This is a genomic window from Allobosea sp. 10N428, from assembly GCF_056394545.1.
The window spans coordinates 67,626-94,168 of record NZ_JBFTIC010000001.1; the positions used below are offsets into that span (position 1 = coordinate 67,626).

A 26,543-nucleotide genomic window follows, 5' to 3' on the forward strand; every position below is an offset into this window, starting at 1 on the left:
TGACGGCCTTAAAAGGCGGCTGCTCAGGCCGCCTTTTTCCTTTCGGCGATGCGCGCGAGATCGGTCAGCAGCCGGCGCGTGGCCTTCAGGCGCTGCTCGACTGTCTCGAAATCGTCGATGAAGACGACGCGCATGTCGGGGCGCACCTTCGCCAGCGTGCCCTGCTTGGCGACGAAGCCGACCAGCCCTTCCGGGTTGGCGAACTCGTTGTTGCGGAAGGCGACGATGATGCCCTTCGGCCCGGCCTCGACCTTCTCGACATTGGCGCGCTTGCACAGCGCCTTGATCGCGACGATCTCGAGGAGCTGGTTGACCTCCTCCGGCAGCGGGCCGAAGCGATCGACCAGCTCAGCGCCGAAGGATTGCAGCTCGGCATCGTCGTCCATGGTCGAGAGGCGCTTGTAGAGCGTCAGCCTGAGCGTGAGGTCAGCGACATAGTGCTCGGGGATCATCACCGGCGCGCCGACCTGGATGGCCGGCGACCACTGCGTCTCGGTCTCGAACTCGATGCCGGCCTTGAGTGCCGCCACCGCCTCTTCCAGCATCTGCTGATAGAGCTCGTAGCCGACTTCTTTGATATGGCCCGACTGCTCGTCGCCGAGCAGGTTGCCGGCGCCGCGGATGTCGAGATCGTGGCTGGCGAGCTGGAAGCCCGCTCCGAGCGTATCCAGCGATTGCAGCACCTTGAGGCGCTTCTCGGCCTGCTCGGTCAGCTTGCGGTTGGCCGGCACGGTGAAGAGCGCATAGGCGCGCGTCTTCGAGCGGCCGACACGACCCCGGAGCTGGTAGAGCTGGGCGAGGCCGAACATGTCGGCGCGGTGGACGATCAGCGTGTTCGCCGTCGGGATATCGAGGCCCGACTCGACGATCGTGGTCGAGAGCAGGATGTCGTACTGGCCGTCATAGAAGGCGGTCATCACGTCTTCCAGAGTGCCGGCCGCCATCTGGCCATGGGCGATGCCGACCTTGCACTCCGGCACCTGCTTGTCGAGGAAGTCCTTGACCTCGGCAATGTCCTCGATACGCGGCACGACATAGAAGGAACGCCCGCCGCGATATCTTTCACGGAGCAGCGCCTCGCGCACGATCAGCGGATCGAAGGGTGTAACGAAGGTACGCACGGCAAGGCGGTCGACCGGCGGCGTCGCGATGATCGAGAGCTCGCGCACGCCGGTCATGGCGAGTTGGAGCGTGCGCGGAATGGGGGTCGCCGACAGCGTCAGCATATGCACCTCGGCGCGCAGCTCCTTCAGCTTCTCCTTATGGGCGACGCCGAAATGCTGCTCCTCGTCGACGATGACGAGGCCGAGATCCTTGAAGTCGACGCCCTTGCCAAGCAGCGCATGGGTGCCGACGACGATGTCCATCGTGCCGTCCTTGGCGCCCTGCTTCACCGCCTTGAGATCGGCCGAGCCGACGAAGCGCGACGCTTGTCCGACATTGACAGGTAAGCCGGCAAATCGATCCGCGAAATTGCGGTAGTGCTGGCGAGCGAGCAGCGTCGTCGGCACGACGACCGCGACCTGCTTGCCGTTCAGCGCCGTAGCGAAGGCTGCGCGCAGCGCGACCTCGGTCTTGCCGAAGCCGACATCGCCGCAGACGAGCCGGTCCATCGGCCTGCCGGCCGCGAGGTCGTCCAGCACCGCGTCGATGGTGTTCTGCTGGTCCTCCGTTTCCTCGTATGGGAAGCGGGCGATGAATTCGTCATAGACCCCATCCGGCGGAACGAGGCGGGGCGCATCCTTGAGCGCGCGCGCTGCCGCGATCTGGATGAGCTTGCCAGCCATCTCGCGGATGCGCTGCTTGAGCTTGGCCTTGCGCGCCTGCCAGCCGCCACCGCCCAGCCGGTCTAGCTGGACTTCAGTGTCCTCCGAGCCATAGCGGGAAAGCAGTTCTATGTTCTCTACAGGCAAGAACAGCTTGGAATCGCCGGCATAGTGGATTTCGAGGCAGTCATGCGGCGCGCCGACGGCCGTAATCGATTGCAAACCGATAAAGCGGCCGATGCCGTGATCGACATGGACGACGAGATCACCCGGCGCGAGCGCGGAAAGCTCCGCAATGAAATCCTGCGGCCGGCGCGTCTTGCGGCGCGGACGGACGAGGCGGTCGCCGAGGATATCCTGCTCGCCGACGACGGCGAGGCGCCCGGCCTCGAAGCCAGTCTCGAAGCCCCAGACAGCGAGCGCGACCGTGCCGGGCTTGAGATCGAAGGCGGCCCGCAGCGAGCCCGTCATCTGGACGCTCTTCAGACCGTGGTCTTCGAGAACATGGGCGAGGCGCTCGCGCGAGCCTTCCGACCAGCCGGCGAGGATGACGCGCTTGCCGTCGGCTTCGAGCGCGCGGACATGGGCGACGGCCGCCTCGAAGACGCTGCCGGAATCGCCGGCACGCTCGGCCGCAAAGCTGCGCCCCTGCTTGCCGCCGAGATCGAGGATGAGCTTGCCTTCGCTGTCGGGCAGTTGGAAGGGGGTGAGCGTGGCGACGCCGGAGGCATCGACGATGCCTCGCCAATCCGCCGGCGAGAGATAGAGCGCGTCCGGTGGCAGCGGCTTGTAGGGAATGCCTCCTGCTCCGCCCTGGTCGAGCGCTGCCTTGCGGGCGTCGTAATAGTCCTTGATCAGGCTGATGCGCTCGCCGACCGCGTCCTCGGCCTGATGGTCGAGCACCAAGGGCACGTCCGGCAGATAGGTGAAGAGCGTGTCGAGCTTCTCGGTGAGCAGAGGCAGCCAGTGCTCCAGCCCGGCCGGGCGGCGGCCTTCGCTGACGGCCTCATAGAGCGTGTCGTCGCGGCCGGGCGTGCCGAAGGTCGAGATGTAGGATTGGCGGAAGCGGCGGATGCTCTCGCTCGTCATCTGCGCTTCGGACATCGGCACGAGATCGAGTCCACGGAGCTGCCCGGTGGTGCGCTGCGTCTCCGGATCGAAGGTGCGGATCGACTCCAGCGTGTCCCCGAAGAAGTCGAGCCGGATCGGCGCCGGCATGCCCGGCGGGAACAGGTCGACGATGCCGCCGCGCACGGCGAATTCGCCGGTCTCGCGCACGGTCGAGGTGCGCAGATAGCCGTTGATGTCGAGCCAGCGCGCCAGCTCCTCGATATCGACCATGTTGCCCGGCGCCGCCGAGAAGCTCTCCGACGCCACCTTGCCGAAAGCGGGCACGCGCTGGAGCGCGGCATTGACGGTGGTCAGCAGCAGGCGCGGCCGCTCGCCCGACTTCGACTTGGCGAGGCGCGAGAGCGTCGTCATCCGGTGCGCGACGATGGCGGGCGCCGGCGAGACGCGGTCATAGGGCTGGCAGTCCCAGGCCGGGAAGCTCATCACTTCGAGATCGGGCGCGACGAATTGCAGTGCGTTCTCAAGCACCTGCAGGCGCTGGCCGTCACGGGCGATGAAGACGAGCAGTGCCGGCCCCTCCGCCTTCTTGGCGCGGGCGCGGGTCAGGTCGGCGAGGACGACGGCGTCGAAACCATCAGGCACGCCGGCGAGCGTTGGCTTGTCGCCGCGGTTCAGCGCATCGAGGATGCGGTCGAGTTGCGGCTTGGCGATCTGGCTGGGAGGAGGAATGCTCATCGGAAAGGCGTCATTCTGCGAAAGGGCGTCATTCTCGGGCTTGCCCCGAGAATCTCGGGACGAGCGGGCTCCGATTCAGAGATGGCCGGGTCAAGCCCGACCATGACGGCAATGGGGCCGCTCACACATGAATCGGCTTGTCGTGATGGTGGAAAGCCCGAAGCTTGCGGAACAGTTCCGTGTCGTAATTCACGGGCACTGTGGCTTCTCCGGTCACCCAGCTCAGCAGATCCCGGTCCAACACCTCGATCAGGCGCTCGAACTCGTCGAGCTCGGCATCGTCGAAGCCGGCGATGGCGTCATCGGCGAAGCGGCCCATGATCAGGTCCATCTCCCGCATGCCGCGATGCCAGGCGCGGAAGAGGATCTTGCGGCGGCGCGGGTCGAGATCGGCGCTGGAGCGGGTCGAGCCGGACATGGGAACCTCGGCAAGGAAATGTCAGGTCCGAAAACCTGGGGGATGGCGCAATGACAAACGGGCCGGCCCGTCGCGGAGCCTGCCTGCGCGGGTTATATAGCGACCTAACCCGGTGAAGTCAGCGGCCAAGCCACCGCGATCTTCGCGTTCCTGACAGTTTCGCGAGATATCTTGCGCCCTTCGATCCTCGATCCGCTCTTTGCTCCCGTCACGGCGCTCTCCGGCGTCGGGCCGAAACTCGGCAAGGTTCTCGATCGTTTCCTCGGCGATGAGACGCAGGCTGCGCGCGTGGTCGATCTGATGTTCCACCTGCCGACCGGTGCGGTAGACCGCAGGCCGAGCCCGACGATCGCGGACGCGCCGATCGGCGACATCGCGACCTTCACCGCCCGCGTCAGCGAGCATCGCGCCGCGCCGGCCGGCAAAAAGGCGCCCTATCGCATCCTTGTCGAGGATGAGACCGGCGACGTCACCCTCGTCTTCTTCCACGCCGATTCCCGGCATCTGGCACAGACCCTGCCGATCGGCGCCTATCGCCTGATCTCGGGCAAGCTGGAGCTCTGGGAGGGCATGCGCCAGATGGTGCATCCCGAGCGCATCCTCGATCCCAAGCTCGCGGCCACCCTGCCCGCCTTCGAGCCGGTCTATCCGCTGACCGAGGGCATCGGCGCCCGTGTGATGATGCGGACCGTGCAGGCCGCGGCGGAGCGCTGCCCGGAGATGCCGGAATGGCAGGATCCCGCTTTCCTTGCCAAGGGCGATTTCCCCTCGTTCCATCAGGCGATCGAGGCGCTGCACCATCCCGCCGATCGCAAGGCGGCCGAGGGCGATACCGTCGCGCGGCGCCGGATCGGCTATGACGAATTGCTGGCGAGCCAGATCGCGCTCGCCCTTGTGCGCCGCCAGCAGAAGAAGATCGCCGGGCGGGCCACTACCGGCGACGGGGGCGTGCGCTTCCGCATCCAGTCCGCCCTGCCCTTCGAGCTGACCGAGGGGCAGCGCAAGGCGATCGCCGATATCCATGCCGATATGGCCCGGCCCGAGAAGATGCTGCGCCTGCTCCAGGGCGATGTCGGCTCGGGCAAGACCGTGGTCGCGCTGATGGCGATGGCGGCTGCCGCCGAAGCCGGGCGGCAATCGGTGCTCATGGCGCCGACCGAAATCCTCGCCCGCCAGCATGCCGAAAGATTGGCGCCGTTGGCCGAGAAGGCAGGGCTCAAGCTCGCCCTGTTGACCGGGCGCGAGAAAGGCGCCGGCCGCAGGCAGGTGCTCGCCGGGCTGGCGGATGGCTCGATCGACATCGCCGTCGGCACGCATGCGCTGTTCCAGGAGGGCGTCGCCTTCCATGATCTCGCGCTCGCCGTGGTCGACGAACAGCATCGCTTCGGCGTCCACCAGCGCCTGCTGCTCGGCTCGAAGGGCGAGGCCGTCGACGTGCTGGTGATGACCGCGACGCCGATCCCGCGCACACTGGCGCTGACCTGGTTCGGCGACATGGACGTCTCGATCCTCGCCGAGAAGCCGGCCGGGCGGAAGCCAATCGTGACCCGCGCCATCTCCTCCGAACGCTATGACGAGGTCGTCGGCGCCATCGGCCGGGCGGTCGAGAGCGGGGCGCAGGCCTATTGGGTCTGCCCACTGGTGCAGGAATCGGACACGCTCGACGTCGCCGCCGCACAGGAGCGTTACGAAGCGCTGCAGGAGATCTTCGGCGCCAAGGTCGGCCTGCTGCACGGACAGATGCCCGGCCGCGAGAAGGACGCCGCCATGGCCGCCTTCGTCGCCGGGGAGACGCGCATTCTCGTCTCGACCACCGTCATCGAGGTCGGCGTCGACGTGCCCAATGCCAGCGTCATGGTGATCGAGCATGCCGAGCGCTTCGGCCTCGCGCAGTTGCACCAGTTGCGCGGACGCATCGGGCGCGGCTCGGCCGCCTCGACCTGCCTGTTGCTCTACAAGGGGCCGCTCGGGCCGGTCGCCGAGGCGCGGCTCACGATCATGCGCGAGACGGAGGACGGCTTCCGTATCGCCGAGGAGGATCTGCGGCTGCGCGGCGAAGGCGAGGTGCTCGGCACCAAGCAGTCGGGTTCGCCGGACTGGCGCATCGCCCGCCCCGAGACCGATGGAGACCTTCTGGCAGCCGCCCGCGACGATGCACGGCTCCTGATCGAGCGCGATCCGCATCTGGAGACGCCGCGCGGCCAGGCGATCCGGGTTTTGCTCTACCTGTTCGAGCGCGATGTCGCGATCCGGCTGCTCAGGGCGGGATAGGCTTGGTCGTCATGCGCGGGCTTGACCCGAGCATCTCCTGACGCGGAGGCCCGGGAGCCTCCTTCTGAAAGAGATTCTCGGGTCAGCGCTTCGCTTCGCCCGAGAATGACGGCGTGGTCCCACCGCAATCCTGATCAAGCGCGGCCGTCTTGCCTGCGCCATGGTGTCGGCGCTGCGTGGAGAGAACATGGACCCGGTCAAGGCAGCCATCTGGTGCATCGAGAGCCGCTTTACCGCCGAGCTCACGCTCGACGAGATCGCTGAGGTCAGCGGCGTCTCGCGCTTCCATCTCAGCCGCGCCTTCGGCGTGGCGACCGGCCGCTCGGTGATGCGCTATGTGCGCGAGCGCCGACTGTCGGAGGCGGCACGCCAGCTCGCCGGTGGCGCGCCCGATATCCTCACGGTCGCGCTCGACTGGGGCTATGGCTCCCACGAAGCCTTCACCCGCGCCTTTCGTGAGCAGTTCGGCATCACGCCGGAAGAGCTGCGCGCCCGGCGCGACCTCTCATCGCTCGCTCTCGTGGAGTCGTTGAACATGCATGACATCACCCCTGCCCCCATCGCCGAACCGCGCATCGCCACCGGCAGACCTATGCTGATCGCCGGGTTCAGCGGCCATTTCTCGATGGACAAGACGCAAGGCATCCCGCTGCTCTGGCAGAAGATCGCCCCGCATTTCGGCCATATCCCCGGCCAGCGCGGCTATGTCGCCTATGGCGCGAGCTATAACTGCGATGACAACGGCGCCTTCGACTACATCGCGGGGGCCGAGGTCTCCTCCTTCGGCGGACTTCCGGACGAGTTCGTTCGGCTCAGCGTGCCGGAGCAGCTCTGCGCCGTCTTCGAGCATCGCGGCCATATCACCGGCATCAAGCAGACCTATGAGGCGATCTGGCGCGACTGGTTCCCGAAATCGGGGCGAGAGCCGGCGATGGGCGTCACTCTCGAGGTGATGGATGAGCGCTTCGACGGCGCGACCGGAAACGGCACCGTCGAGATCTGGGTGCCGCTCAAGCGGTGACCGGAGGTTTCGTTTCGATCTTCGGCTTGCCGTTCTGCTCGCCGGGCTGGATCAGCCCGGCGGACATGATGAGCTTGGCGCCGTCCTCGACCGAGATCGAGAGCTCCACCACCTCGCGCCGGGGCAGGTAGAAGAAAAAGCCCGTGGTCGGGTTCGGCGTGCAGGGCAGGAAGACGCCGATCTGTTCCTCGCCATCCGGCAGGCGCCCGGCGATGTCGGGCGCGGCCTCCTGCGCGATGAAGACGATCGACCACATGCCGGGCTGCGGAAACTGCACCATCCCCACCTTGCGGAAGGAGGTGCCCGACTGCGAGAAGATCGTCTCGAAAACCTGCTTCACGCCCTTGTAGAGGCTGCGCACCACCGGCATGCGGTCGAGGATCGCCTCGCCGGCGCGGATGAGCGAGCGGCCGACGAGATTGGCGGTGAGGAAGCCGAGCAGCGTCAGCCCGACCAGCGCGATAACGAGGCCGAAACCGGGTATCGGATAAGGCAGATAGGCGTCGGGCAAGTATGAGTTCGGAATGAGCGGCTTCACCAGCCCGTCAATGAAATTGATGAACCACCACGTCACCGAAGCGGTGATGGCGAGCGGCGCGGCGATGACGAGGCCGGTCAGGAAATAGCGGCGCAGCCGCGCGCCCCAGGTCGGGCGCAGGATTTCCGTCGGAAGAATGAGGCGGGGATCGGAAGGGCCGGCGGTCATCTCTCTCCCCTGGGCACCGGCGCGGCCTCCAGCCTGCTTGCAGACGCAGTCTCGCGCCGCGATATGACAAGATAAGCGAGGCGGAGCTATCCGCTAGAGAATTTTCGAGCGGTTCGCGTAAAGAAAATGCGCCAAAACAAAGAGATAGACCATTTCCGCGATTCGGAGAAACGCGGAAATGCTCTAGCCCCGCGCTTCATGCCAGCAAGGACGAGGTCGTGAGCGACGACGATCAGCCGCAAAGCCGCTGGCCGCGGCCGCTTCTGTTTGCGGCCGGCTGGGTCTTCACGGCGCTCGGTATCGTCGGGCTGATGCTGCCGGTTATGCCCGGCACCGTTTTCCTGATTCTCGCGGCCTGGTGCTTCTCGCGCTCTTCGCCGCGGTTCGAGACCTGGCTGATAGGTCATCCGAAGCTCGGCCCGCACGTCAAGCGCTGGCGAGAGACCGGCGCCATCGCCCGGCGGGCGAAATATGCCGCCTGTGGATCGATGGTGCTGAGCTTCGTGCTGCTGACGCAAACAAGCGCGCCGCCGATCGCGCTGGCGACGACGGCGATTTGCCTGATCGGTGCGGGCCTCTACGTCTCGACCCGCCCCGACCATTGATACCCGGCGCTGGCAGGATGCGGCATGCGCCGCACCCTCCACGTCACTCCACCGTGACGGACTTCGCCAGATTGCGGGGCTGATCGACGTCCTTGCCCATGAAGACGGCCGTCTGATAGGCGATCATCTGGATCGGCAGGGCGTAGACGATCGGCGCGAAGGTCGGATCCATATCGGGCATGATGATCGTCGCCTCGGGCTCGATGCCGCATTCGGCGGCGCCCTTTGCGTCGGTAATCAGGATGATGCGGCCGCCGCGCGCCGCGACCTCCTGCATGTTCGAGGCGGTCTTCTCGTAGAGAGCGTCATGCGGCGCGACGACGATGACCGGCATGTCCTCGTCGATCAGCGCGATAGGCCCATGCTTCAGCTCACCTGCGGGATAACCTTCCGCGTGGATATAGCTGATTTCCTTCAGTTTCAGGGCTCCCTCAAGCGCGAGCGGGAAGCTGGTGCCGCGGCCGAGATAGAGCACGTCCTTGGACTTGGAGAGCTCGCGCGCGAGCTTCTCGATCTCGGGCTCCAGCTCCAGCGCCTTGGCGATCAGACCGGGCAGCGCGATCAGGTGCTGCACATGGCCGGCCTCCTCCTCGGCCGAGAGCGTGCCGCGGGCACGAGCGGCAGCGAGCGCGAGCGAGGCGAAAACCGCGAGCTGGCAGACGAAGGCTTTGGTCGAGGCGACGCCGATCTCGGGGCCGGCGAGCGTCTGCGCGACCGCATCGCTCTCGCGCGCGATGGTCGAGGTCGGCACGTTGACGACCGAGAGGATGGCCTGCCCGTTCTGGCGGGCGTAGCGCAGCCCGGCCAGCGTGTCGGCGGTTTCGCCGGACTGCGAGATGAAGAGCGCGAGGCCGTGCTCCGGCAGCGGCGCCTCGCGGTAGCGGAACTCAGACGCGACATCGATCTCGACCGGCAGGCGGGCGAGCTTCTCGAACCAATATTTCGCGATGAGGCCGGCATAATAGGAGGTGCCGCAGGCGCTGATGGTCAGGCGCGAGAGGCCCTTCCAGTCGATCTTGTCGCCGAAGGGCAGGCGCACCGCGCCATTGGCCATGTCGAGATACTGCGTCAGCGTATGGCCAATGACCTCCGGCTGCTCGTAGATCTCCTTCGCCATGAAATGGCGGTGATTGCCCTTCTCGACCAGGAAGGCTCCGGCCGCGACGCGCTGGGCGCGGCGTTCCACCTCCGCTCCGGTCTTGTCGTAGAAGGTTGCGCCGCGGCGGTTGAGCACGACCCAGTCGCCCTCCTCCAGATAGGCGATCAGATTGGTGAAGGGCGCCAGCGCCAGCGCGTCGGAGCCCAGATACATCTCGCCGTCGCCGATGCCGACCGCGAGCGGCGAGCCCTTGCGGGCGCCGATCAGCAGATCTTCCTGGCCGTGGAACAGGAAGGCGAGCGCGAAGGCCCCGTGCAGGAGCGGCAGGCTCGCGCGGACCGCATCGGCCGGAGACTTGCCGCGATCGAGCTCGCGGGTCACGAGATGGGCGACGATCTCGCTGTCGGTCTCCGTCTCGAAGACGTAGCCGTCGGCCTGCAGCGCGGCGCGCAGCTCGCGGAAGTTCTCGATGATGCCGTTATGGACGACGGCGAGCTTCGCTGTAGCGTGCGGATGGGCGTTGGTCTCGTTGGGCTTGCCATGGGTGGCCCAGCGGGTGTGACCGATGCCGATCAACCCGTCGAGCGGCTCGGTCGACAGGCGGACCTCGAGATTCCTGAGCTTGCCCTCGGCGCGGCGACGGGCGAGCTGACCGGCTTCCAGCGTCGCGACACCCGCGGAATCATAGCCGCGATATTCGAGTCGCCGCAGCGCCTCGACGATCTGCGTCGCTACCGCTTCCTTGCCCAAAATCCCGACGATGCCGCACATGGGCGAACCCTTCGAATTGTTACTGCTGGCGATACCGCTTAGCTGCAGAAGAAGCGGTTGCCCAATCAATCTAAATGACGAACTGTGAACGGCCGTTCGCCAGCTTCTCTCGGAATTCCGACTATTCCGCGGCCTTCTTGGCAGCTTTCCGCGCCATTGCTTCCGCGCGGAACGTTTTCGCCCAGCCCTCTTTCTCGACCTGCCGGCCGCGGCCGATGGCCAGCGCATCCGGGGCAACGTCTCTGGTGATGACCGAGCCGGAGCCGATATAGGCACCCTCGCCGATCGCCACCGGCGCAACCAGCGAGGAGTTCGAGCCGATAAAGGCATTCGCGCCGATCGTCGTCTTCGATTTGGCGAAGCCGTCATAGTTGCAGGTGATCGCGCCGGCGCCGATGTTGGCGGCTGCGCCGATCGTCGCATCCCCGATATAAGTCAGATGGTTGACCTTGGCGCCCGGGCCGATATCCGACGCCTTCACCTCGACGAAGTTGCCGACCTTCGACCTCTCGGCAAGCCTCGCGCCCGGCCGCAGCCGGGCGAAGGGGCCGACATTCGCCCCCTGGCCTATGGAAGCGCCTTCGAGATACGAGAAGGCGTGGATCAAGGCAGCGTCGGCGATGCGCACTCCCGGTCCGAAGATCACATTGGGCTCGATCACGACGTCGCGGCCGATCTCGGTATCGAAGCTGAAGAAGACCGTTTCCGGGGCGATCAGCGTCGCTCCGCCGAGCATGACCGCGTTGCGCGTGCGCCGCTGGAATTCCGCTTCCGCCGCAGCCAGTTGCGCCCGGTCGTTGACACCCTGGACTTCGCTTTCCGGTGCCCTCAGGACGACGGCGTCCAACCCGCGCGACCGCGCGATTGCGACCGCGTCCGTCAGGTAGAATTCCCGCTGGCCGTTTTCGTCGTCGATCGCTTCGAGAATCGCCAGGGCGTGCTCGCCGGCGAGCGCCATGAGGCCGGCGTTGCACAGTTTGATCTTCCGCTGCGCCGATGTCGCATCCTTGTGCTCGACGATCGCCTCGAGGTGGCCATCATGCTCGACGAGCCGGCCGTAGCCGGCCGGGTCGCGTGCCTCGAAACCGAGGACGGCGACCGCCGCTCCGCCGGCCAGCGCCCCGCGCAGCGCCAGGAAGGTTTCCGGCCGGACGAGCGGCGTGTCGGCGAAGGCCACCAGGATTTCTCCGTGGCCGTCCTTCAAGGCTTCCTTGGCCGCCAGCACGGCGTGGGCGGTTCCGCGCCGCTCGTGCTGCGTCGCGATCCGCGCCGCGGGAAGGAGCTTCAAAGCCTCCTCGCCGACCTCGGGACGCTCGGATGAGATCACGACGGCAACGGCGTCCGCGCCGGCCTGCGAGACCGAGGACAGGACATGGCCCAGCATGGAAAGACCGGCAACGGGATGAAGCACCTTCGGGGTGCGCGATTGCATGCGGGTGCCTTCGCCGGCCGCCAGAACGATCGCAAGGCAAGAGCGAGCCGGCTGTATTTCGGTCATCTTTGTCGTTTCCCCTGCGGGCATGACTGGATTTCTGCCCGCTCCTCACGGTCGCTTTCGCGCATGCTGGCGTTGCAGGCGGCGTGGATAGCCGATCCCTGCGGCTTTTGCCAAAGTCGAAATGGCAAAATGAGGGCGTCCCGAAGACGGCCGCCGTTCATCCGCCGTTACAAGTCGGTCTGGGATACCCTCTCCAGCGGGTGCGATCATCACTAATTTCCTGATCGGAACCGCTTTTCAGCCGAACTGGAAATGATCTAGAAGCGCGGAGGACGAGGGCGTCGTCCGCGCAGTTTGGAAAAGATGTCGAATCCCTTGAATCGCAGACAGTTTCTGGAGGGCGCGGCYGGTGGGGCGGCCCTGCTGTCTCTCGCCGCGCCGGCTGCGGCCCAGACGCCGGCAGGCGCGGCCGCCCTTAACATTCCCGCTCTCGCCGATGGACAGCGTTTCGACCCGGCCCTGGTGGTCGATGCCGCCCGCACCTTGGCACAGCGTCCGTTGATCCCGCTTGGAGCGTCCGACCTGCCCGAAGGTTATGCGACGCTTCCGGCCGACCAGTTCGCCGGGATTCGGACGCGTCCCGAGGCGACGATCTGGGCCGGTGAGAATCGCGGCTTCACCGTCGAGCCGCTGCATCGCGGCTTTGTGTTCTCCAACCCCGTCAGCCTGTTCACGGTCGAGGACGGCACCGTGCGCCGCGTCGGCTTCGATCGCGCCAAGTTCGACTATGGCCGCGTCACGCCTCCCCCGGCCAATGCCGATTTGCAATTCTCCGGCATGCGGATCGCCGCCGGGCTCGAGCGGCCGTTCGAGGTCGCGATCTTCCAGGGCGCCACCTTCTTCAGAGCGCTCGCCCGTGGCCAGAATTTCGGCGCGATGTCGCGCGCGCTCATCCTGCGGCCGGGCGAGCAGCGCGGCGAGGAGTTGCCCTTCTTCCGCGCCTTCTGGATCGAGCGGCCGAGCCCGGCCACCGGCTCGCTGGTGATCCACGGACTGCTCGATTCGGAGAGCGTGACCGGCGCGGCGCGGATGACGCTGCGCCCGGGCGACGTGACCTTCATCGATGTCGAGATGACCCTGTTCGCCCGGCAGGCGCTGGAGCATGTCGGCTTCGGCTGCACGAGCGCGACTTTCCTCTCCGGCCCGCAAAGCCGGCGCACTTTCGACGACCTCAGGCCGTCGATCGGCGAGGTTTCCGGCGTTCAGATGCAGTCGGGCGGCGGTGAATGGATCTACCGGCCGGTGAGCAACCCCGCGACATTGCAGGTCTCTTCCTTTGTGGACGAAAACCCCAAGGGCTTCGGCCTGGTGCAGCGCGAGCGGGATCCCACCGCGTTCCAGGACGACGACCAGCGCTTCGAGCTCAGGCCCAGCGTCTGGAACGAACCTCTCGGCGACTGGGGCGCGGGCTCCGTCCAGCTGATCGAGATCCCCAGCGACTCCGAGCTGAACAAGAACATCATCATGTACTGGCGGCCCAAGCAGCCGCTGGCTGCCGGCAGCGAAACCTCGATCAGCTATCGACAGGCCTGGTGCTGGCAGCCGCCCGACCGGCCGCCGCTGGCGATCGCGACCCGCACCCGGCAGGGCAAGGGCTCGCAGGGTCGCCGCCGCCGCTTCATCGTCGAATTCGCCGGCGACAAGCTCGGCGATGCCGGATTGATCGCCTCGACGCGGGCAACCGTGACCGCGCAGCCCGGCGCGGTGCATGGCGTCCGGCTCTGGCCCTATCCTGAGCGCAAGATGATGCGCGTCGGGTTCGAGGTCGATCCGGGCACCGAAGCGCTCTCCGAGCTCAGGCTCGTCCTGCAATCCGGCGGCCAGCCCGTCTCGGAAACATGGTTGAACCGATGGACGTGGTAACCGCGCCCCGCCAGGAGATCGCGGAAACCGAGGCGCGCAGCTTCAACCCCGCCCGCGAACCTGCCACTCCGCCCGAAGACCGGCTGATCATGCCGGTTCAGTCCTTCCGGAGCTGGAGCGCCTCCGAACGGCGCAAGCCCGCGGCGCCGGCCAACTGGAAGACGCCCTGGCTGAAGCGCCTGTTCGTCTTCGGCGGCGGCTTCGCGCTCACGGCCTATGGCGCCTGGGAAATGTACAACGTCGTGTCGGTCAGCCGCACGACGTCGTTGCAGTACGCCTTGCTCGTGCTGTTCACGATCAACTTTTCCTGGATCGCCCTCGCCTTCACCAGCGCCCTGCTCGGCTTCTTCGGCGTGCTCTTCGGCGCCGGTCGTGCGGAGCGGGCGGACAGCCTGAAGCATCGCACCGTGGTGGTGATGCCGATCTACAACGAATCATCCGCACGCATCTTCGCGGCGGTGGCCGCCATCCGCGAGTCGGTCGAGGCCACCGGGCTCGGCGACCATTTCGACTACTTCATCGTCTCCGACACGACCAATCCGGATGTCTGGGTGGCCGAGGAGCGCGCCTTCCTGGCATTGCGTGAGCGGATCGGGCCCAATTCCCGCATCTATTACCGCCACCGCCCGAAGAACCATCACCGTAAGGCCGGCAACATCGCGGATTTCGTGACGCGCTGGGGCGGCCTCTACGAGCACATGGTCGTGCTCGATGCCGACAGTCTGATGACCGGCACCTGCATCGTGCGGCTTGCCGCCGCGATGGAGGCCGACCCCGACGCCGGCATCATCCAGTCGCTGCCGCTGATCATCAACCGCAACACCTTCTTCGCGCGGCTGCAGCAGTTCGCGGCGCGTGTCTATGGCCCCGTCATCGCCACCGGCCTCGCCATGTGGTCCGGACGCGACGGCAATTACTGGGGCCATAACGCCATTATCCGGACGAAGGCCTTCGCCGACCATTGCGGCCTGCCCGATCTCAAGGGCAAGCCGCCCTTCGGCGGCCATGTGCTGAGCCATGACTTCGTCGAGGCGGCGCTGATCCGCCGGGCCGGCTGGTCTGTCTACATGCTGCCGGACCTGACGGGGTCTTACGAGGAAAGCCCGCCCTCGCTGATCGACATCTCCGTCCGCGACCGCCGCTGGTGCCAGGGCAACCTTCAGCATTCGCGGATCATGGGTGCGAAGGGCTTCGTGGCACCGACGCGCCAGCATTTCGCCACCGGCATCATGGGCTATCTCGCCTCGCCGCTCTGGCTGATGCAGTTGGTCGTTGGTATCCTGATCGTGTTGCAGGTCAACTACGCTAGGCCCGAGTACTTCACGCAGGAATTCACGCTCTTCCCGGTCTGGCCGCGGTTCGACCCCGAACGCGCCTTGCGCCTGTTCGCGCTGACCATGGCGATCCTGCTGGCGCCGAAGCTGTTCGGCCTGCTGCTGACGCTGTTCAACAACAAGCTGCGGCGTGCCGGCGGCGGCGCAATCCGCCTCGTGGTCTCCGCCCTGATCGAGGTGCTGTTCTCCGCCTTCTTCGCGCCGATCATGATGCTGATCCAGTCCGGCTCGGTCTTCCAGATCCTGCTCGGCCGCGACACGGGCTGGAATCCGCAGCGCCGCGACGACGGCTCGATTCCGCTGAAGGACATCATCCGCCGCCACCGCACCCATACGGTGCTCGGCGTCGTGACAGGCCTGTCGGCGTTCATGATCGCGACCTCGCTCTTCGCCTGGATGTCGCCGACGATCGTCGGCCTCGTGCTGGCGATTCCGCTGTCCTGGGCCTCTGGCCAGCTCGCGATCGGCCTATGGCTCAAGCGCCACAAGCTGCTGATGACGCCGGAGGAAGGCGCTCCTCCGGCCATCGCGCTGCGCGCCAACGAATTGCAGGCCGAGTTCGAGAAGGCCGGCTTCGACGATGCCGATGGCATCAAGGCGCTTCACGCCGATGCCGAGCTGCGTCACGCCCATGAGCTGATGCTGCCCTATGGCCAGTCACGCCGGCGCGGCGAGATCGAGCCGGACCGTGCCGTCGCCCAGGCCAAGCTCGTCGATGCCGAGACGGTCGACGATGCGGCGATCTGGCTCAAACCGAAGGAGCGCATGGTCGTGTTGCACGATCGCGCGCTGATCGGGCTCCTGGCCTCGCTGCCGCCGGTCGAGGTCAAGAGCTGAGTCAGCCCCTATCGCGTGAAGGGGCTGACGTCCGGCGGCGTGGCGGCAGGCTCAGATCTGCTCGAAGGCGATCATGCAGCCCATGGCATCCTCTGCCTGGACGAAGAGCCGTTCCTCGTTCTGCACGAAGGGAATCTCGGCCGCGGTCAGGCGCTCCGCCATCGCATCGAGGCTCGGCACCGCGACGCAGAAACCGAGGAACCGGGCCGGCGTGGTGTCCGGCTCGACCTGATAGGCGCCAAGGGCAGCTTCGGGATCGAGCACGTCGATGCGGCCGCGCGGCAGAGCGAGAACATAGTCCTCATTGCCTTCCAGCACCTCGGCGCCACCACTGAAGGTGGTGAGGAAGGCCCGGTGCAGCGCCGGTTCCTCAGCGACGATCACGGCCGAGGTCAGAGCTGTCGCGCCATTCTCATGTTGCTGGAAATCCGGATTCCAGAAGTTCTGCGGCTCGAGCTGCTGACAGACGAAGAAGCCGCATTCAGGCGCGCGGGAATCGGCTGCAAAGGCGAGTTCGAAGGCGACCCGCACAGTGGAACCGTCCGGCCGCGTGCCCTGACGCTCGAAGAAGAAAGGCTCGAAATCTCCGATTCCGGCAGCCTGGAACGTGGCCGCGTCGGCCTTGGCATTGGTGCTTTCCAGCACCAGCATCGAGAGCCCCTCCCCCTGCCCGGCCAGCGCATCGCGAACGAAGGCGCCGAAGGAGAAGCGGCGTTCGCCATGCGGCGGGATCGCGCTCTGGTCGGCGATAGTGACGAGTTCAAGGAACGAGCCCGGGAACTGCACGATTCGGTTCTCGGTGCCCCAAGGGTGGCGATTGCGGGTACCGACGCGGAAGCCGAGCTTCTCGTAGAAGCGCCATGCGGCATCGAGATCGCGCACGCCGATGACGAGATGGTCGAGGCCGCGGGGCGTGGAGGCTGTGGCAGGCATGGCAGGCTCTTTCGACAGGCGTCAGGAACCCAAGGCTAGCAACACTTCACGGCGCGGTCATGTGCCTGCCGCGCTTATGGCTCGATGAAGTGCGGCAGGAAGCGCGAGGTATTCCTGGTGATCGGCGAGGCATCCTCGCGCAGGCAAAGCCCGCAGGGCTGCGAGGCGACGAGCCAGGAGCCGAGAACGGCGTAGTTTCCGTCGGCCGAGAACAGGTTGCTCGCCGCATCCTGCAGGATATGACCCTCCGCGCCATAGGGGCCGTCATCGCTGTCGAGCACCCGGTCGCGTTCCATCAGCGTGATGTTGGCGCCCTCGCGCGAATAGAGCGGCTTGCGCACGCGGCGCGCCGACAGCGTCGCACAGCGCGGATCGCCCTCGAAGAAGGCCGGGAGCAAATTGGGATGGCCGGGCTCCATCTCCCAGAGACAGGCGAGCAGCCCCTTGTTGGAGAGCAGCGCCTTCCAGGGCGGCTCGACGAATTGACATTGCGACCCGGCGAGCGCCCCGCCGTAGCTCTCGCGAAACAGCCATTCCCAGGGATAGAGCTTGAACAGCGTCTCGATCGGCTGGTTGGCGCCGTCGCAGAAACGCCCATCCGAGAGCAGGCCGATCTCCTCGATATAGGTGAAGCGCGCATCGAGACCGGCCTGGACGGCGCAGTCAGTCAGGTAGTCGACCGTGCCCTTGTCCTCGGCACTGCCCTGCACGCAGGTCAAATGCAGGCGATAGCGCGAAGGCTCGCGCAACGCGGCGAAGGCGGCGATCAGGCGCTCGTGCAGCGAATTGAACTGGTCGGAGCCCTTCGGGATCGCGCCGCGCCCCATAGCCTGCTCCAGCCAATCCCATTGCACGACGCTCGATTCGAACAGAGCCGTCGGCGTATCGGCGTTGTATTCGAGCAGCTTGGCAGGCCCATGCCCGTCATAGGCGAGGTCGAGCCGGCCATAGAGATTGCGCTCGCCGCGCTGCCAGCTCCGGCGGATATAGTCCCAATGCTCGGCTGGGATAGCGAGGCGGCCCAGGATTTCCTCGCTCGCCAATGCCTTCTCGATGAAGGCGAAGCACAGCTGCTCAATCGCTTCGGTCGGCGCCTCGATGTCCCGCTCGATCTCGTCGAGCCTAAAGGCGTAGGCAGCGCTTTCGTCCCAATAGGTCTCGCCGTCGATGGTGTGGAAGGCGAACCCCAGACGCTCGACCTGGTCGGTCCAGTCCGGCCGTGGCGGGAGGGTGACGCGGCGCATCTCAGGACGAGGAATGCGAGGAATAGGAGCGCGCGATCGAACCGAAGCCGCCGCGGGAGGAGACGCTGGTCGTTGCGGCGCTGCCACTCCGCGCACCCGTCGCAAAGGCTGCGGTGACGCCGCGTCCGCTTGTCGTCGAATAGGCCCGCGAACGGCTGCTGCTGGACGAACTGCTCCCGCCGGAGGAGCCCGATGACGAGCTGCCGCTGCGCGCTTGCTGGCATTCCGGCAGCGGCGATCCCGGCGGGCAAGCTGCGGTGGTGGGCGGCAGCAGCGGTTGCGCGCCGGCCAGGCCGCGCGCCAGCATGAAGCCGGCGAGGGCGGGGATGAAATACTGCGCCCCGCCGATACTTGCCGAGCTGCAGCCATTGGCGCCGTATTGCGCCTCGCATTCGTTCTGATTGCGGAACTTCGGCGCATCCTTGAGCTGCGTGGCCGTCGCTTCGGCGAAGGCCGTTTCGCATTGCTGGGCGCTGAGTTGACCGCTCGCGCGGCAGTCGCTCAAATTGTTGTAGACGAGGTTCTCCTCGCTCTCGTCCCCTGTCATCGACCAGACGGTGGCGACGAGGAGGACACCGGCAGCAGCGAGCCCGATTTGGGACGAGCGCTTCATGGCCGCCTCATTCCGTCATGCTGGCCGCGGCCAGCGTTCCGGACGCCACGGCGATGACCGCGAGCATCACGGCCGACGGCAACCCGTCCTCCTCGATCTTCCGCGACAGCTCGGGGATCAGGAGGCGCGCGAGACCATAGGCCGCGAACTGGATGACCATCGCCGCCACCGCCCAGAGGATGCAGTCGGGAATGCTGCTCGCCTGGGAGATTGCCTGCTCCAGCGGCAAGGAGAAGCCGACGACGTTGCCGCCGAGCGCAACTGCCGCCGAGAGATTGCCATCACGGATCAGGGCGATCTCGTCATGCGGCGTCATGCGCAGATAGAGCCCCGCGAAGGCGGCGATCAGCGCCGCGCCAACGGCGAAATAGAGGAGGAACGCGGGCAGGCCCGCCATGGAGATCGTCATGCCACCCCGCCCGATGCCCGTCCGATGGCCACTATATACCTGCGGTTGCCGCGCACCACCAACACTATCCGAAAGACTGCGTCAGCCGTCATTCGGAGGGAGGATGAACCGCATGGCGATCCGGGAGAGGCACTGCAGTTGCGGCCAGTTGCGCGTCGCTTGTCAGGGAGAACCGGCCATCGTCGCGCTCTGTCATTGCCGCGAGTGCCAGATGCGAACAGGCAGCGCCTACGGGGTCGCGGCATTTTTTGCTCGCGAGGCCATCGTCACTTCAGGCGCCCATGCCGATTATAACCGGCCAGCCGATAGCGGCCTTCGCGTCCCGAACCATTTCTGTCCGCGCTGCGGGAGCACGGTCTTCTGGGAGCCGTCGCGAAGGCCGGAGTTGAGAGTGGTGGCGGTCGTAGCGTTCGCCGACCCCGAATTCCCGGCCCCGCGGCGGGTCTTCGTCGAGCAGCACCGTCACCCTGGGGCGACGGTGATTCCGGAAAAGCAGATCGCCACGTGCCCTTGCGGACAGCGGTGTCGGCTCTTTGCCGACACACCTTGCGCCCTAGCTGCCGCCTTTCGGGCTAGAACGGATCAGACCAGCCGGCTCTGAGCCTTGGCCGCCTCGATGAAGCTCGCAAAGAGCGGGTGCGGCTCGAAGGGGCGAGACTTCAGCTCGGGGTGGTACTGCACGCCAATGAACCAGGGATGGTCGGGATACTCGACCGTTTCGGGCAGCAGCCCGTCCGGCGACAGGCCGGCGAAGCGCATGCCCTTCGCCTCCAGCCGCTCGCGATAGCCCATATTGACCTCGTAGCGGTGGCGATGGCGCTCGGAAATTTCGGTCGAGCCGTAGATCTCGGCGATCTTCGAGCCCGCGGCGAGCGTCGAGGCATAGGCGCCGAGCCGCATCGTGCCACCGAGATTGCCGTCGGCGGCGCGCTGCTCCAGCTCGTTGCCGCGCATCCACTCCGTCATCAGGCCGACGACCGGCTCCTGGGTCGGGCCGAATTCGGTCGAGTTGGCGTTGTCGATGCCAGCAAGCGAGCGCGCCGCTTCGATCACCGCCATCTGCATGCCAAAGCAGATGCCGAAATACGGCACCTTGCGATTGCGGGCGAAAGTCGCCGCCTTGATCTTGCCCTCGGCGCCGCGATGGCCGAAGCCGCCCGGCACCAGGATGCCGTGGACATGCTCGAGGAAGGGCGCCGGGTCCTCCTTCTCGAAGACCTCGGATTCGATCCAGTCGAGATTGACCTTCACATTGTTGGCGATGCCGCCATGCGTCAGTGCCTCGATGAGAGACTTATAGGCGTCCTTCATGCCGGTGTATTTGCCGACGACGGCGATGGTGACCTCGCCCTCGGGGTTCTTCACGCGCTCGGAGATGCGCTTCCAGTTGGTGACGTCCGGCTCGCTCGAGGCATCGAGGCCGAAGGCGGCGAGCACCTCGTTGTCGAGCCCTTCCGCATGGTAGGACAGTGGCACGTCATAGATCGAGGCGACGTCACGGGCCTCGATGACGGCCGTCTCGCGGACATTGCAGAACAGCGCGAGCTTGCGGCGCTCCTCGCGCGGGATCTCGCGGTCGGTGCGGCAAAGCAGGATGTCGGGCTGAATGCCGATCGAGCGCAGCTCGGCGACCGAGTGCTGGGTCGGCTTGGTCTTCAGTTCGCCAGCGGTCGGAATGTAGGGCAGCAGCGTCAGGTGGATGAAGATGCACTGGCCGCGCGGCAACTGCTGGTTGGTCTGACGGATGGCTTCGAGGAAGGGCAGGCTCTCGATGTCGCCGACCGTGCCGCCGATCTCGACCAGCGTGAAGTCGTAATCCTCGTTGCCGTCGAGGATGAATTCCTTGATGGCGTTGGTGACATGCGGGACGACCTGGATCGTCGCGCCGAGATAATCGCCCCGGCGCTCCTTGGTCAGGATGTCCATGTAGATGCGGCCGGTGGTGATGTTGTCGCCCTTGTTGCAGGGCCGGCCGGTGAAGCGCTCGTAATGGCCGAGGTCGAGATCTGTCTCGGCGCCGTCGTCGGTGACAAAGACCTCGCCGTGCTGATACGGGCTCATCGTGCCCGGATCGACGTTGAGGTAGGGGTCGAGCTTGCGCAGGCGGACCTTATAGCCACGAGCCTGCAGAAGGGCTGCGAGAGCCGCCGCCGCCAGGCCTTTGCCAAGCGAGGACACCACGCCGCCGGTGATGAAAACATACCGCGTCATGGGAGTTCACCTCTATCGCCACGGGTTCGATTCGCTAAGCGCGTTCAGTGCAGTCCCGCCTTGCCCTGAGCGCTTGTCCACAAAAGAGAAGGCCGGTCGCCCGGCCCCTCCAAACTCAAAAGAGAAGGGCCGGTTTCCCGGCCCTGCCCTGCTTACTGCTGCGGCGCCGCTGGCGGCGTCGGCGGCTGTGCGCCGCCCTGGCTTTGGTTCTGCATCTGGCGGAGCTGGTCGAGCACGCCGGCATTCGGGGCGCTCGGAGCCGCAGGCGCGCCAGGGGTCGCAGGCGCGGTCGTCGCCGGAGCGCCGTCGATGATCGAGCGCTGGACGCGGCCGCGATTGGCCATGACGGCCAGCACGATCGAGGTCAGGAAGAAGAGAGCCGCGAGGATCGCCGTTGCGCGCGTCAGCGCATTGGCCTGGCCGCGGCCGGTCATGAAGCCGCCGACGCCGCCACCGCCGCTGCCCATGCCGAGGCCGCCACCCTCCGAGCGCTGCAGCAGCACGACGCCGACGAGCGCGACGACGATGATCAGGTGGATGACGATGAGAACGTTCTGCATGGTCTCACGAAATGGATATGGCGCGGGCTGCCGGCAAGGGCCACCCGCTCCTCCTCGAAAGGTCGAGGCGAATTCGGCGGCGCACATAACATGCGTGCGCCGACAGCGCCACCCCTCAGTGACGGCCGATCAGCCCGGCGCCCTGCTCCGGCTCAGCCGTTGCAGGCGCGAGCGATCGCCAGGAATTCCTCGGCCTTCAGACTTGCGCCGCCGACGAGCGCGCCATCGACATGGGCGACGTTCATCAGTTCGGCCGCATTGGAAGGCTTGACCGAGCCGCCATAGAGCAGCCGCACGCCGGCCGCCGCGGCCTTGCCGATGAGGAGGCCGAGCTCTGTGCGGATCGCAGCATGCATCTCGGCGACGTCGGCGGCCGTCGGCGTCAGGCCGGTGCCGATGGCCCAGACCGGCTCATAGGCGACCACGAGCGTGCCCGCCGTCGACCCCTCCGGAATCGAGCCGCGCAGCTGCTCCTCGACGATGGCGAGCGCCTTGCCGGCCTCGCGTTCGTCCTTGGTCTCGCCGACGCAGACGATCGGCACCAGCAGCGCCTTCTGCGCCGCCTCGGCCTTGGCCTTGACCGTCGCATTGCTCTCGCCATGGAGCGTGCGGCGCTCGGAATGGCCGACGATGCAAAAGCTCGCGCCGGCATCGGCCAGCATCGCGGCCGAAAGCTCACCCGTGAAGGCGCCGGAGCCTTGCGTGCTGCAATCCTGCCCGCCCGTGGCGATGCGTGTGCCGATCAGGGTGGCCGAAGTCGTGAACAGCAGCGTGGCGGGCGGGCAGATGGCGATGTCGACACCCTGCTTCAGCGCGGCGTCGTAGCCCCTCGCGACTTCGGCTGCGATGGCGAGATCGGCCTTGAGGCCGTTCATCTTCCAGTTGCCGGCTACCAGCGGCCTGATGCTGCGCGTCACGTCTTTCCTCCGAAAATTGATCGCTGCGCTCTAGCAACGCGCGCCCGCCGCCGCAATCGCATGCGACCTCGCGACACGATTCCGCTACGGCGATTGCGGCTTTCGCCGCCGGTTCCTATAAGCAGCGCCGAAACAGACGCGCGCAGGGCATAAATCCGCGCCACGAACAGGTTCAGGGAAAGACACCTTCCATGATGATGCAGGGCATCCGCAAGGCGAGTCAGGGTTTTCTCGGCAAGCTCGTCGTCAGCGTCATGTTCGGCGTCCTGATCCTCGCCTTCGCGATCTGGGGCGTCGGTGACATCTTCCGCGGCTATGGGCGGAACGAGGTGGCGAAGGTCGGCAAGACCGAGATCGGCCTCGAGCAGATGCGCCAGGCCTATCAGAACGACCTGCAGAACCTGATCCGCCAGCAGCGCCGCCAGATCTCGCCCGAGATGGCGCGCGCGCTCGGCCTCGACCGCCAGACGCTCTCTCGCCTGCTGACCGAGGCGACGCTGGACCAGACGGCGCAGGGCATGCGGCTCGCCGTTTCCGACGACACGATCCGCAACCTGATCTTCGACGATCCGGTCTTCCGCGACGCCGCCGGCCAGTTCTCTTCGGCACGCTTCAACGAGCTGCTGCGCTCGAACGGGTACACCGAACAGAGCTATGTCGCGCTCCAGCGCTCGACCATCCTGCGCCAGCAGCTCTCCGAGATGCTGGTCGGTGGCCTCACCGCCCCGCTTGCCTTGCAGGAGCTCGGCAGCCGCCTGCGCAACGAGAAGCGCGCCGTCACCTTTGCGCGGATGCCTGCGAGCGCCGCCGGCGAGATCGCGGCGCCGACCGAGGACCAGCTCAAGACCTTCTTCAACGACCGCAAGATCGCCTTCCGCGCGCCGGAGTACCGCACGGCCGACATCCTCGCGATCTCGGCCGACGCACTCGCCGATCCGGCCAAGGTCACGGATGAGGAGGCCAAGGCGCGCTACGAGGCGGTCAAGGCCCAGCGCTTCACCACGGCCGAGACCCGCACCATTCAGCAGATCGCCTTCCCGAATGTCGAAGAAGCCCAGGCTGCCAAGGCCAAGATCGACGGCGGCGAGACCTTCGACGAGATCGCGACCGAGCGGAACGTCGCCTTCAACGACCTGACGCTCGGCACTTTCACCCGCGATCAGGTCTTCGACGCCGCCGTGCGCGAGGCCGCCTTCGCCCTCGAGCAGGAAGGCGTCAGCGCACCGGTCACCAGCGCCTTCGGCACGGTGCTGCTGCGTGTGACGAAGGTCGACACCGCGCATGTGCGCCCGTTCGAGGAGGTCGCCGCCGAGCTGAAGCAGGAGATCGCGACCAGCCGCGCGGCCGGGCATATCACTGAGCTGCACGACAAGATCGAGGACCAGCGCGCCGCCGCCAAGCCGCTCGCCGAGATCGCCAAGGAGTTCAACCTGAAGCTGCGCAGCGCAGGCCCGCTGAACGCCACGCTCGGCCGGCCCGACGGCTCGAAGGAGGAGGCATTGCCGGGCGGCGACGCGACGCTGCAGGCGATCTTCCGCTCCGATATCGGCGTCGACAACGAGGCGATCCGCCTGCCGCGCGAAACCGGCTATGTCTGGTTCGACGTCACCAAGATCGACCCGGCGCGAGAGCGCGGCTTCGATGAGGTCAAGGCCGAGGTCGAGAAGCAATGGCGCGCCGACGAGACGGCGGCCAAGCTCGCGGCAAAGGCGCGTGAGCTGACCGAGCGGCTCGATAGGGGCGAGAACTTCGACGCGGTTGCCGCCTCAGTCGGGCTCACCATCGAGACCGCCGCCGATATCGGCCGTCAGGACCAGCGCCCGGAGCTGCCGGCTACCGTCGTCAGCCAGATCTTCGGTACTGCCGCCGGCAAAAGCGGCTCGGCGGCCGGCACAGATGGCGGGCGCATCCTGTTCAAGGTCGATTCGGCGACCGTTCCGCCTTACGTCCGCACCACGCAGGAAGCTGGCAATTTCGAGCGGGCGCTCTCGTCGAGCGTCAGCGAGGACATCCTGGTGCAATATGTCGCCAAGCGTCAGGCCGAGCTGGGTGTCAGCATCAACGAGGCTGCGTTCCGCAATGCCACGGGCGGAGCGCAGAATTGACGATGCAGCCCCTTCAGGAGTTCGAGCGCTTCGCGCAGATCTATGAGACGGGCGCACCGCAACTCCTGCGGCAGGTTCTGGTCGGCGACTGCGAAACGCCGGTCGCGGCCTTCCTGAAGCTGCGCCGCTCCACTTCCGGCCCGGCCTTCCTGCTCGAATCGGTGGAAGGCGGCGCCGTGCGCGGCCGCTACTCGATGATCGGGCTGGAGCCGGACCTGATCTGGCGCTGTCACAAGGGCGAAGCCTCGCTCTGCCGGACCGCGCTGGGCGACAGCTTCCTCACCGATCCGCGCCCGGCCTTCGAGAGCCTGCGTGCGCTCCTCGATGAGAGCGCGATTCCGGAGGCTGACGATCTGCCGCCGATGGCGGCCGGCGTGTTCGGCTATCTCGGCTACGACATGGTTCGGCTGATGGAGCGGCTGCCGGAGCCGAAGGAGACCGGCACCGGCCTGCCCGACGCCATCCTGACCCGGCCGACGCTGATGGTGGTGTTCGATTCGGTGCGCGACGAGATCCATGTCGTGACGCCGGTGCGGCACATGCCGGGCGTCGCCGCCCGCCACGCCTATGAGCGGGCGCAGGAGCGGCTGGAAGCGGTGGTGCAGGCGCTGGAAGGCTCCCTGCCCGCCGAGGCCGACATCGACATCGCCAACCTGCCGGAGCCGGCGACGATCTCGAATACAAGCGAGGCCGAATTCAACGAGATGGTGGCCAAGGCGAAGGAGTACATCCGCGCCGGCGACATCTTCCAGGTCGTGCTGTCGCAGCGTTTCGAGGCGCCGTTCGCGCTGCCGCCCTTCGCGCTCTATCGCGCACTGCGGCGAATCAACCCGGCGCCCTTCCTCTGCTATCTCGACTTCAGCGATTTCCAGATCGTCTGCTCGAGCCCGGAGATCCTGGTCAGACTGCGGGACGACACCGTCACCATCCGCCCGATTGCCGGCACGCGCCGCCGCGGCGCCACGGAGGCCGAGGACGAGGCACTGGCGGAGGAATTGCTGGCCGATCCGAAGGAGCGCGCGGAGCATCTCATGCTGCTCGATCTCGGGCGCAACGATGTCGGCCGCGTCGCACAGATAGGCACGGTCAAGGTGACCGATTCCTTCTTCATCGAGCGCTACAGCCAGGTGATGCATATCGTCTCGAACGTCGAGGGAGCGATCGATCCCAAGCACGATGCGCTCTCGGCGCTGATCGCCGGCTTCCCGGCCGGCACGGTCTCCGGCGCGCCGAAGGTACGGGCGATGGAGATCATCGACGAGCTCGAGCACGATGCGCGCGGCGCCTATGGCGGCTGCATCGGCTATTTCGGCGCCAATGGCGAGATGGATACCTGCATCGTGCTGCGCACAGCCGTCGTCAAGGACGGGCGCATGCATGTCCAGGCCGGCGCCGGCATCGTCTACGATTCCAACCCGGCCTCCGAGCAGGAGGAATGCATCAACAAGGCCAAGGCCCTGTTCCGCGCCGCGGAGGAAGCGATCCGCTTCGCCGCCCGGACCGGGCGCGGGCAGTAATCTCCTCAAAAACAAACCGCCCGGCTGCTTGCAGCCGGG

General features: G+C 66.5%; 20 protein-coding genes. 8 read left to right on the plus strand and 12 right to left on the minus strand.

Annotated elements, in window-relative coordinates; translation table 11 throughout:
- Positions 1-23: 23 nt before the first annotated feature.
- Both mfd and AC1DDA_RS00360 read right to left on the minus strand, forming a co-directional pair.
- The gene (mfd, locus tag AC1DDA_RS00355) at positions 24-3,572 is read right to left on the minus strand and encodes a transcription-repair coupling factor (RefSeq protein ID WP_476794176.1); all 3,549 of its coding nucleotides are present in this window, start codon (positions 3,570-3,572) and stop codon (positions 24-26) included.
- A 121-nt stretch (positions 3,573-3,693) separates the two neighbouring features.
- Positions 3,694-3,990 (minus strand): FAD assembly factor SdhE, encoded by a 297-nt coding sequence (locus AC1DDA_RS00360; RefSeq protein WP_476794177.1) that lies wholly within the window; start codon positions 3,988-3,990, stop codon positions 3,694-3,696.
- Between the two features lie 171 nt (positions 3,991-4,161).
- On the opposite strand from AC1DDA_RS00360, the gene recG reads away from it, so the two are divergent.
- Together recG and AC1DDA_RS00370 are read left to right on the plus strand one after the other, a co-directional pair.
- Entirely contained in the window at positions 4,162-6,261 is a 2,100-nt protein-coding gene (recG, locus tag AC1DDA_RS00365; protein WP_476794178.1) for an ATP-dependent DNA helicase RecG, read from the plus strand.
- A gap of 187 nt (positions 6,262-6,448) precedes the next feature.
- A complete protein-coding gene (locus AC1DDA_RS00370; RefSeq protein ID WP_476794179.1) occupies positions 6,449-7,282 on the plus strand; it encodes an AraC family transcriptional regulator in 834 nt (277 codons plus the stop codon).
- Here AC1DDA_RS00370 and AC1DDA_RS00375 read toward each other — a convergent pair.
- Entirely contained in the window at positions 7,272-7,988 is a 717-nt protein-coding gene (locus AC1DDA_RS00375; RefSeq protein ID WP_476794180.1) for a DUF502 domain-containing protein, read from the minus strand. The two genes, AC1DDA_RS00370 and AC1DDA_RS00375, sit on opposite strands and share 11 nt — an antisense overlap.
- A 218-nt stretch (positions 7,989-8,206) precedes the next feature.
- Here AC1DDA_RS00375 and AC1DDA_RS00380 point away from each other — a divergent pair, with 218 nt between their 5' ends.
- On the plus strand, positions 8,207-8,593 hold the full coding sequence (locus AC1DDA_RS00380) for a YbaN family protein (protein ID WP_441513301.1): 387 nt from the start codon (positions 8,207-8,209) through the stop codon (positions 8,591-8,593).
- Positions 8,594-8,636: 43 nt separating this feature from the next.
- Here the strand turns inward: AC1DDA_RS00380 and glmS are convergent, their stop codons facing one another.
- Positions 8,637-10,463, minus strand: a complete 1,827-nt coding sequence (gene glmS, locus AC1DDA_RS00385) for a glutamine--fructose-6-phosphate transaminase (isomerizing) (protein ID WP_441513300.1) — start codon at positions 10,461-10,463, stop codon at positions 8,637-8,639.
- 121 nt (positions 10,464-10,584) lie between these two features.
- Positions 10,585-11,961 (minus strand): bifunctional UDP-N-acetylglucosamine diphosphorylase/glucosamine-1-phosphate N-acetyltransferase GlmU, encoded by a 1,377-nt coding sequence (gene glmU / locus AC1DDA_RS00390; RefSeq protein WP_476794181.1) that lies wholly within the window; start codon positions 11,959-11,961, stop codon positions 10,585-10,587.
- 315 nt (positions 11,962-12,276) lie between these two features.
- On the opposite strand from glmU, the gene AC1DDA_RS00395 reads away from it, so the two are divergent.
- On the plus strand, positions 12,277-13,824 hold the full coding sequence (locus AC1DDA_RS00395; protein ID WP_441513298.1) for an OpgD/OpgG family glucan biosynthesis protein: 1,548 nt from the start codon (positions 12,277-12,279) through the stop codon (positions 13,822-13,824).
- Positions 13,800-15,995, plus strand: a complete 2,196-nt coding sequence (mdoH, locus tag AC1DDA_RS00400; RefSeq protein WP_476794182.1) for a glucans biosynthesis glucosyltransferase MdoH — start codon at positions 13,800-13,802, stop codon at positions 15,993-15,995. The genes AC1DDA_RS00395 and mdoH overlap by 25 nt, the downstream gene beginning before the upstream one ends.
- 51 nt (positions 15,996-16,046) lie before the next feature.
- Here mdoH and AC1DDA_RS00405 read toward each other — a convergent pair whose 3' ends face one another.
- The 4 genes from AC1DDA_RS00405 to AC1DDA_RS00420 all read right to left on the minus strand — a co-directional run bounded on the left by AC1DDA_RS00405 (position 16,047) and on the right by AC1DDA_RS00420 (position 19,194).
- Complete coding sequence (locus tag AC1DDA_RS00405) at positions 16,047-16,928, minus strand: VOC family protein (protein WP_441513296.1); 882 nt, start codon at positions 16,926-16,928, stop codon at positions 16,047-16,049.
- 74 nt (positions 16,929-17,002) lie between these two features.
- Positions 17,003-18,172: a glutathionylspermidine synthase family protein gene (locus AC1DDA_RS00410; protein ID WP_476794183.1), complete on the minus strand. Its 1,170-nt coding sequence runs from the start codon at positions 18,170-18,172 to the stop codon at positions 17,003-17,005.
- A 1-nt stretch (position 18,173) separates the two neighbouring features.
- Positions 18,174-18,785: a DUF1190 domain-containing protein gene (locus AC1DDA_RS00415; protein WP_476794184.1), complete on the minus strand. Its 612-nt coding sequence runs from the start codon at positions 18,783-18,785 to the stop codon at positions 18,174-18,176.
- Between the two features lie 7 nt (positions 18,786-18,792).
- Positions 18,793-19,194 carry a DUF350 domain-containing protein gene (locus AC1DDA_RS00420; RefSeq protein ID WP_476794185.1) on the minus strand — a complete coding sequence of 134 codons (402 nt, stop codon included), beginning with the start codon at positions 19,192-19,194 and terminating at the stop codon, positions 18,793-18,795.
- Between the two features lie 112 nt (positions 19,195-19,306).
- Here AC1DDA_RS00420 and AC1DDA_RS00425 point away from each other — a divergent pair, with 112 nt between their 5' ends.
- The gene (locus AC1DDA_RS00425; protein ID WP_476795106.1) at positions 19,307-19,795 is read left to right on the plus strand and encodes a GFA family protein; all 489 of its coding nucleotides are present in this window, start codon (positions 19,307-19,309) and stop codon (positions 19,793-19,795) included.
- Here AC1DDA_RS00425 and AC1DDA_RS00430 read toward each other — a convergent pair.
- The 3 genes from AC1DDA_RS00430 to tpiA form a co-directional block, all read right to left on the minus strand.
- The gene (locus tag AC1DDA_RS00430; RefSeq protein ID WP_441513291.1) at positions 19,777-21,405 is read right to left on the minus strand and encodes a CTP synthase; all 1,629 of its coding nucleotides are present in this window, start codon (positions 21,403-21,405) and stop codon (positions 19,777-19,779) included. The genes AC1DDA_RS00425 and AC1DDA_RS00430 overlap by 19 nt on opposite strands.
- A 152-nt stretch (positions 21,406-21,557) precedes the next feature.
- Entirely contained in the window at positions 21,558-21,965 is a 408-nt protein-coding gene (gene secG / locus AC1DDA_RS00435) for a preprotein translocase subunit SecG (protein WP_441471045.1), read from the minus strand.
- Positions 21,966-22,117: 152 nt separating this feature from the next.
- The gene (gene tpiA, locus AC1DDA_RS00440; RefSeq protein WP_476794186.1) at positions 22,118-22,882 is read right to left on the minus strand and encodes a triose-phosphate isomerase; all 765 of its coding nucleotides are present in this window, start codon (positions 22,880-22,882) and stop codon (positions 22,118-22,120) included.
- Between the two features lie 191 nt (positions 22,883-23,073).
- Here tpiA and AC1DDA_RS00445 point away from each other — a divergent pair, with 191 nt between their 5' ends.
- Both AC1DDA_RS00445 and trpE read left to right on the plus strand, forming a co-directional pair.
- Complete coding sequence (locus AC1DDA_RS00445) at positions 23,074-24,987, plus strand: peptidylprolyl isomerase (RefSeq protein WP_476794187.1); 1,914 nt, start codon at positions 23,074-23,076, stop codon at positions 24,985-24,987.
- Positions 24,988-24,989: 2 nt separating this feature from the next.
- On the plus strand, positions 24,990-26,504 hold the full coding sequence (gene trpE / locus AC1DDA_RS00450; RefSeq protein ID WP_476795107.1) for an anthranilate synthase component I: 1,515 nt from the start codon (positions 24,990-24,992) through the stop codon (positions 26,502-26,504).
- Positions 26,505-26,543: the final 39 nt, after the last annotated feature.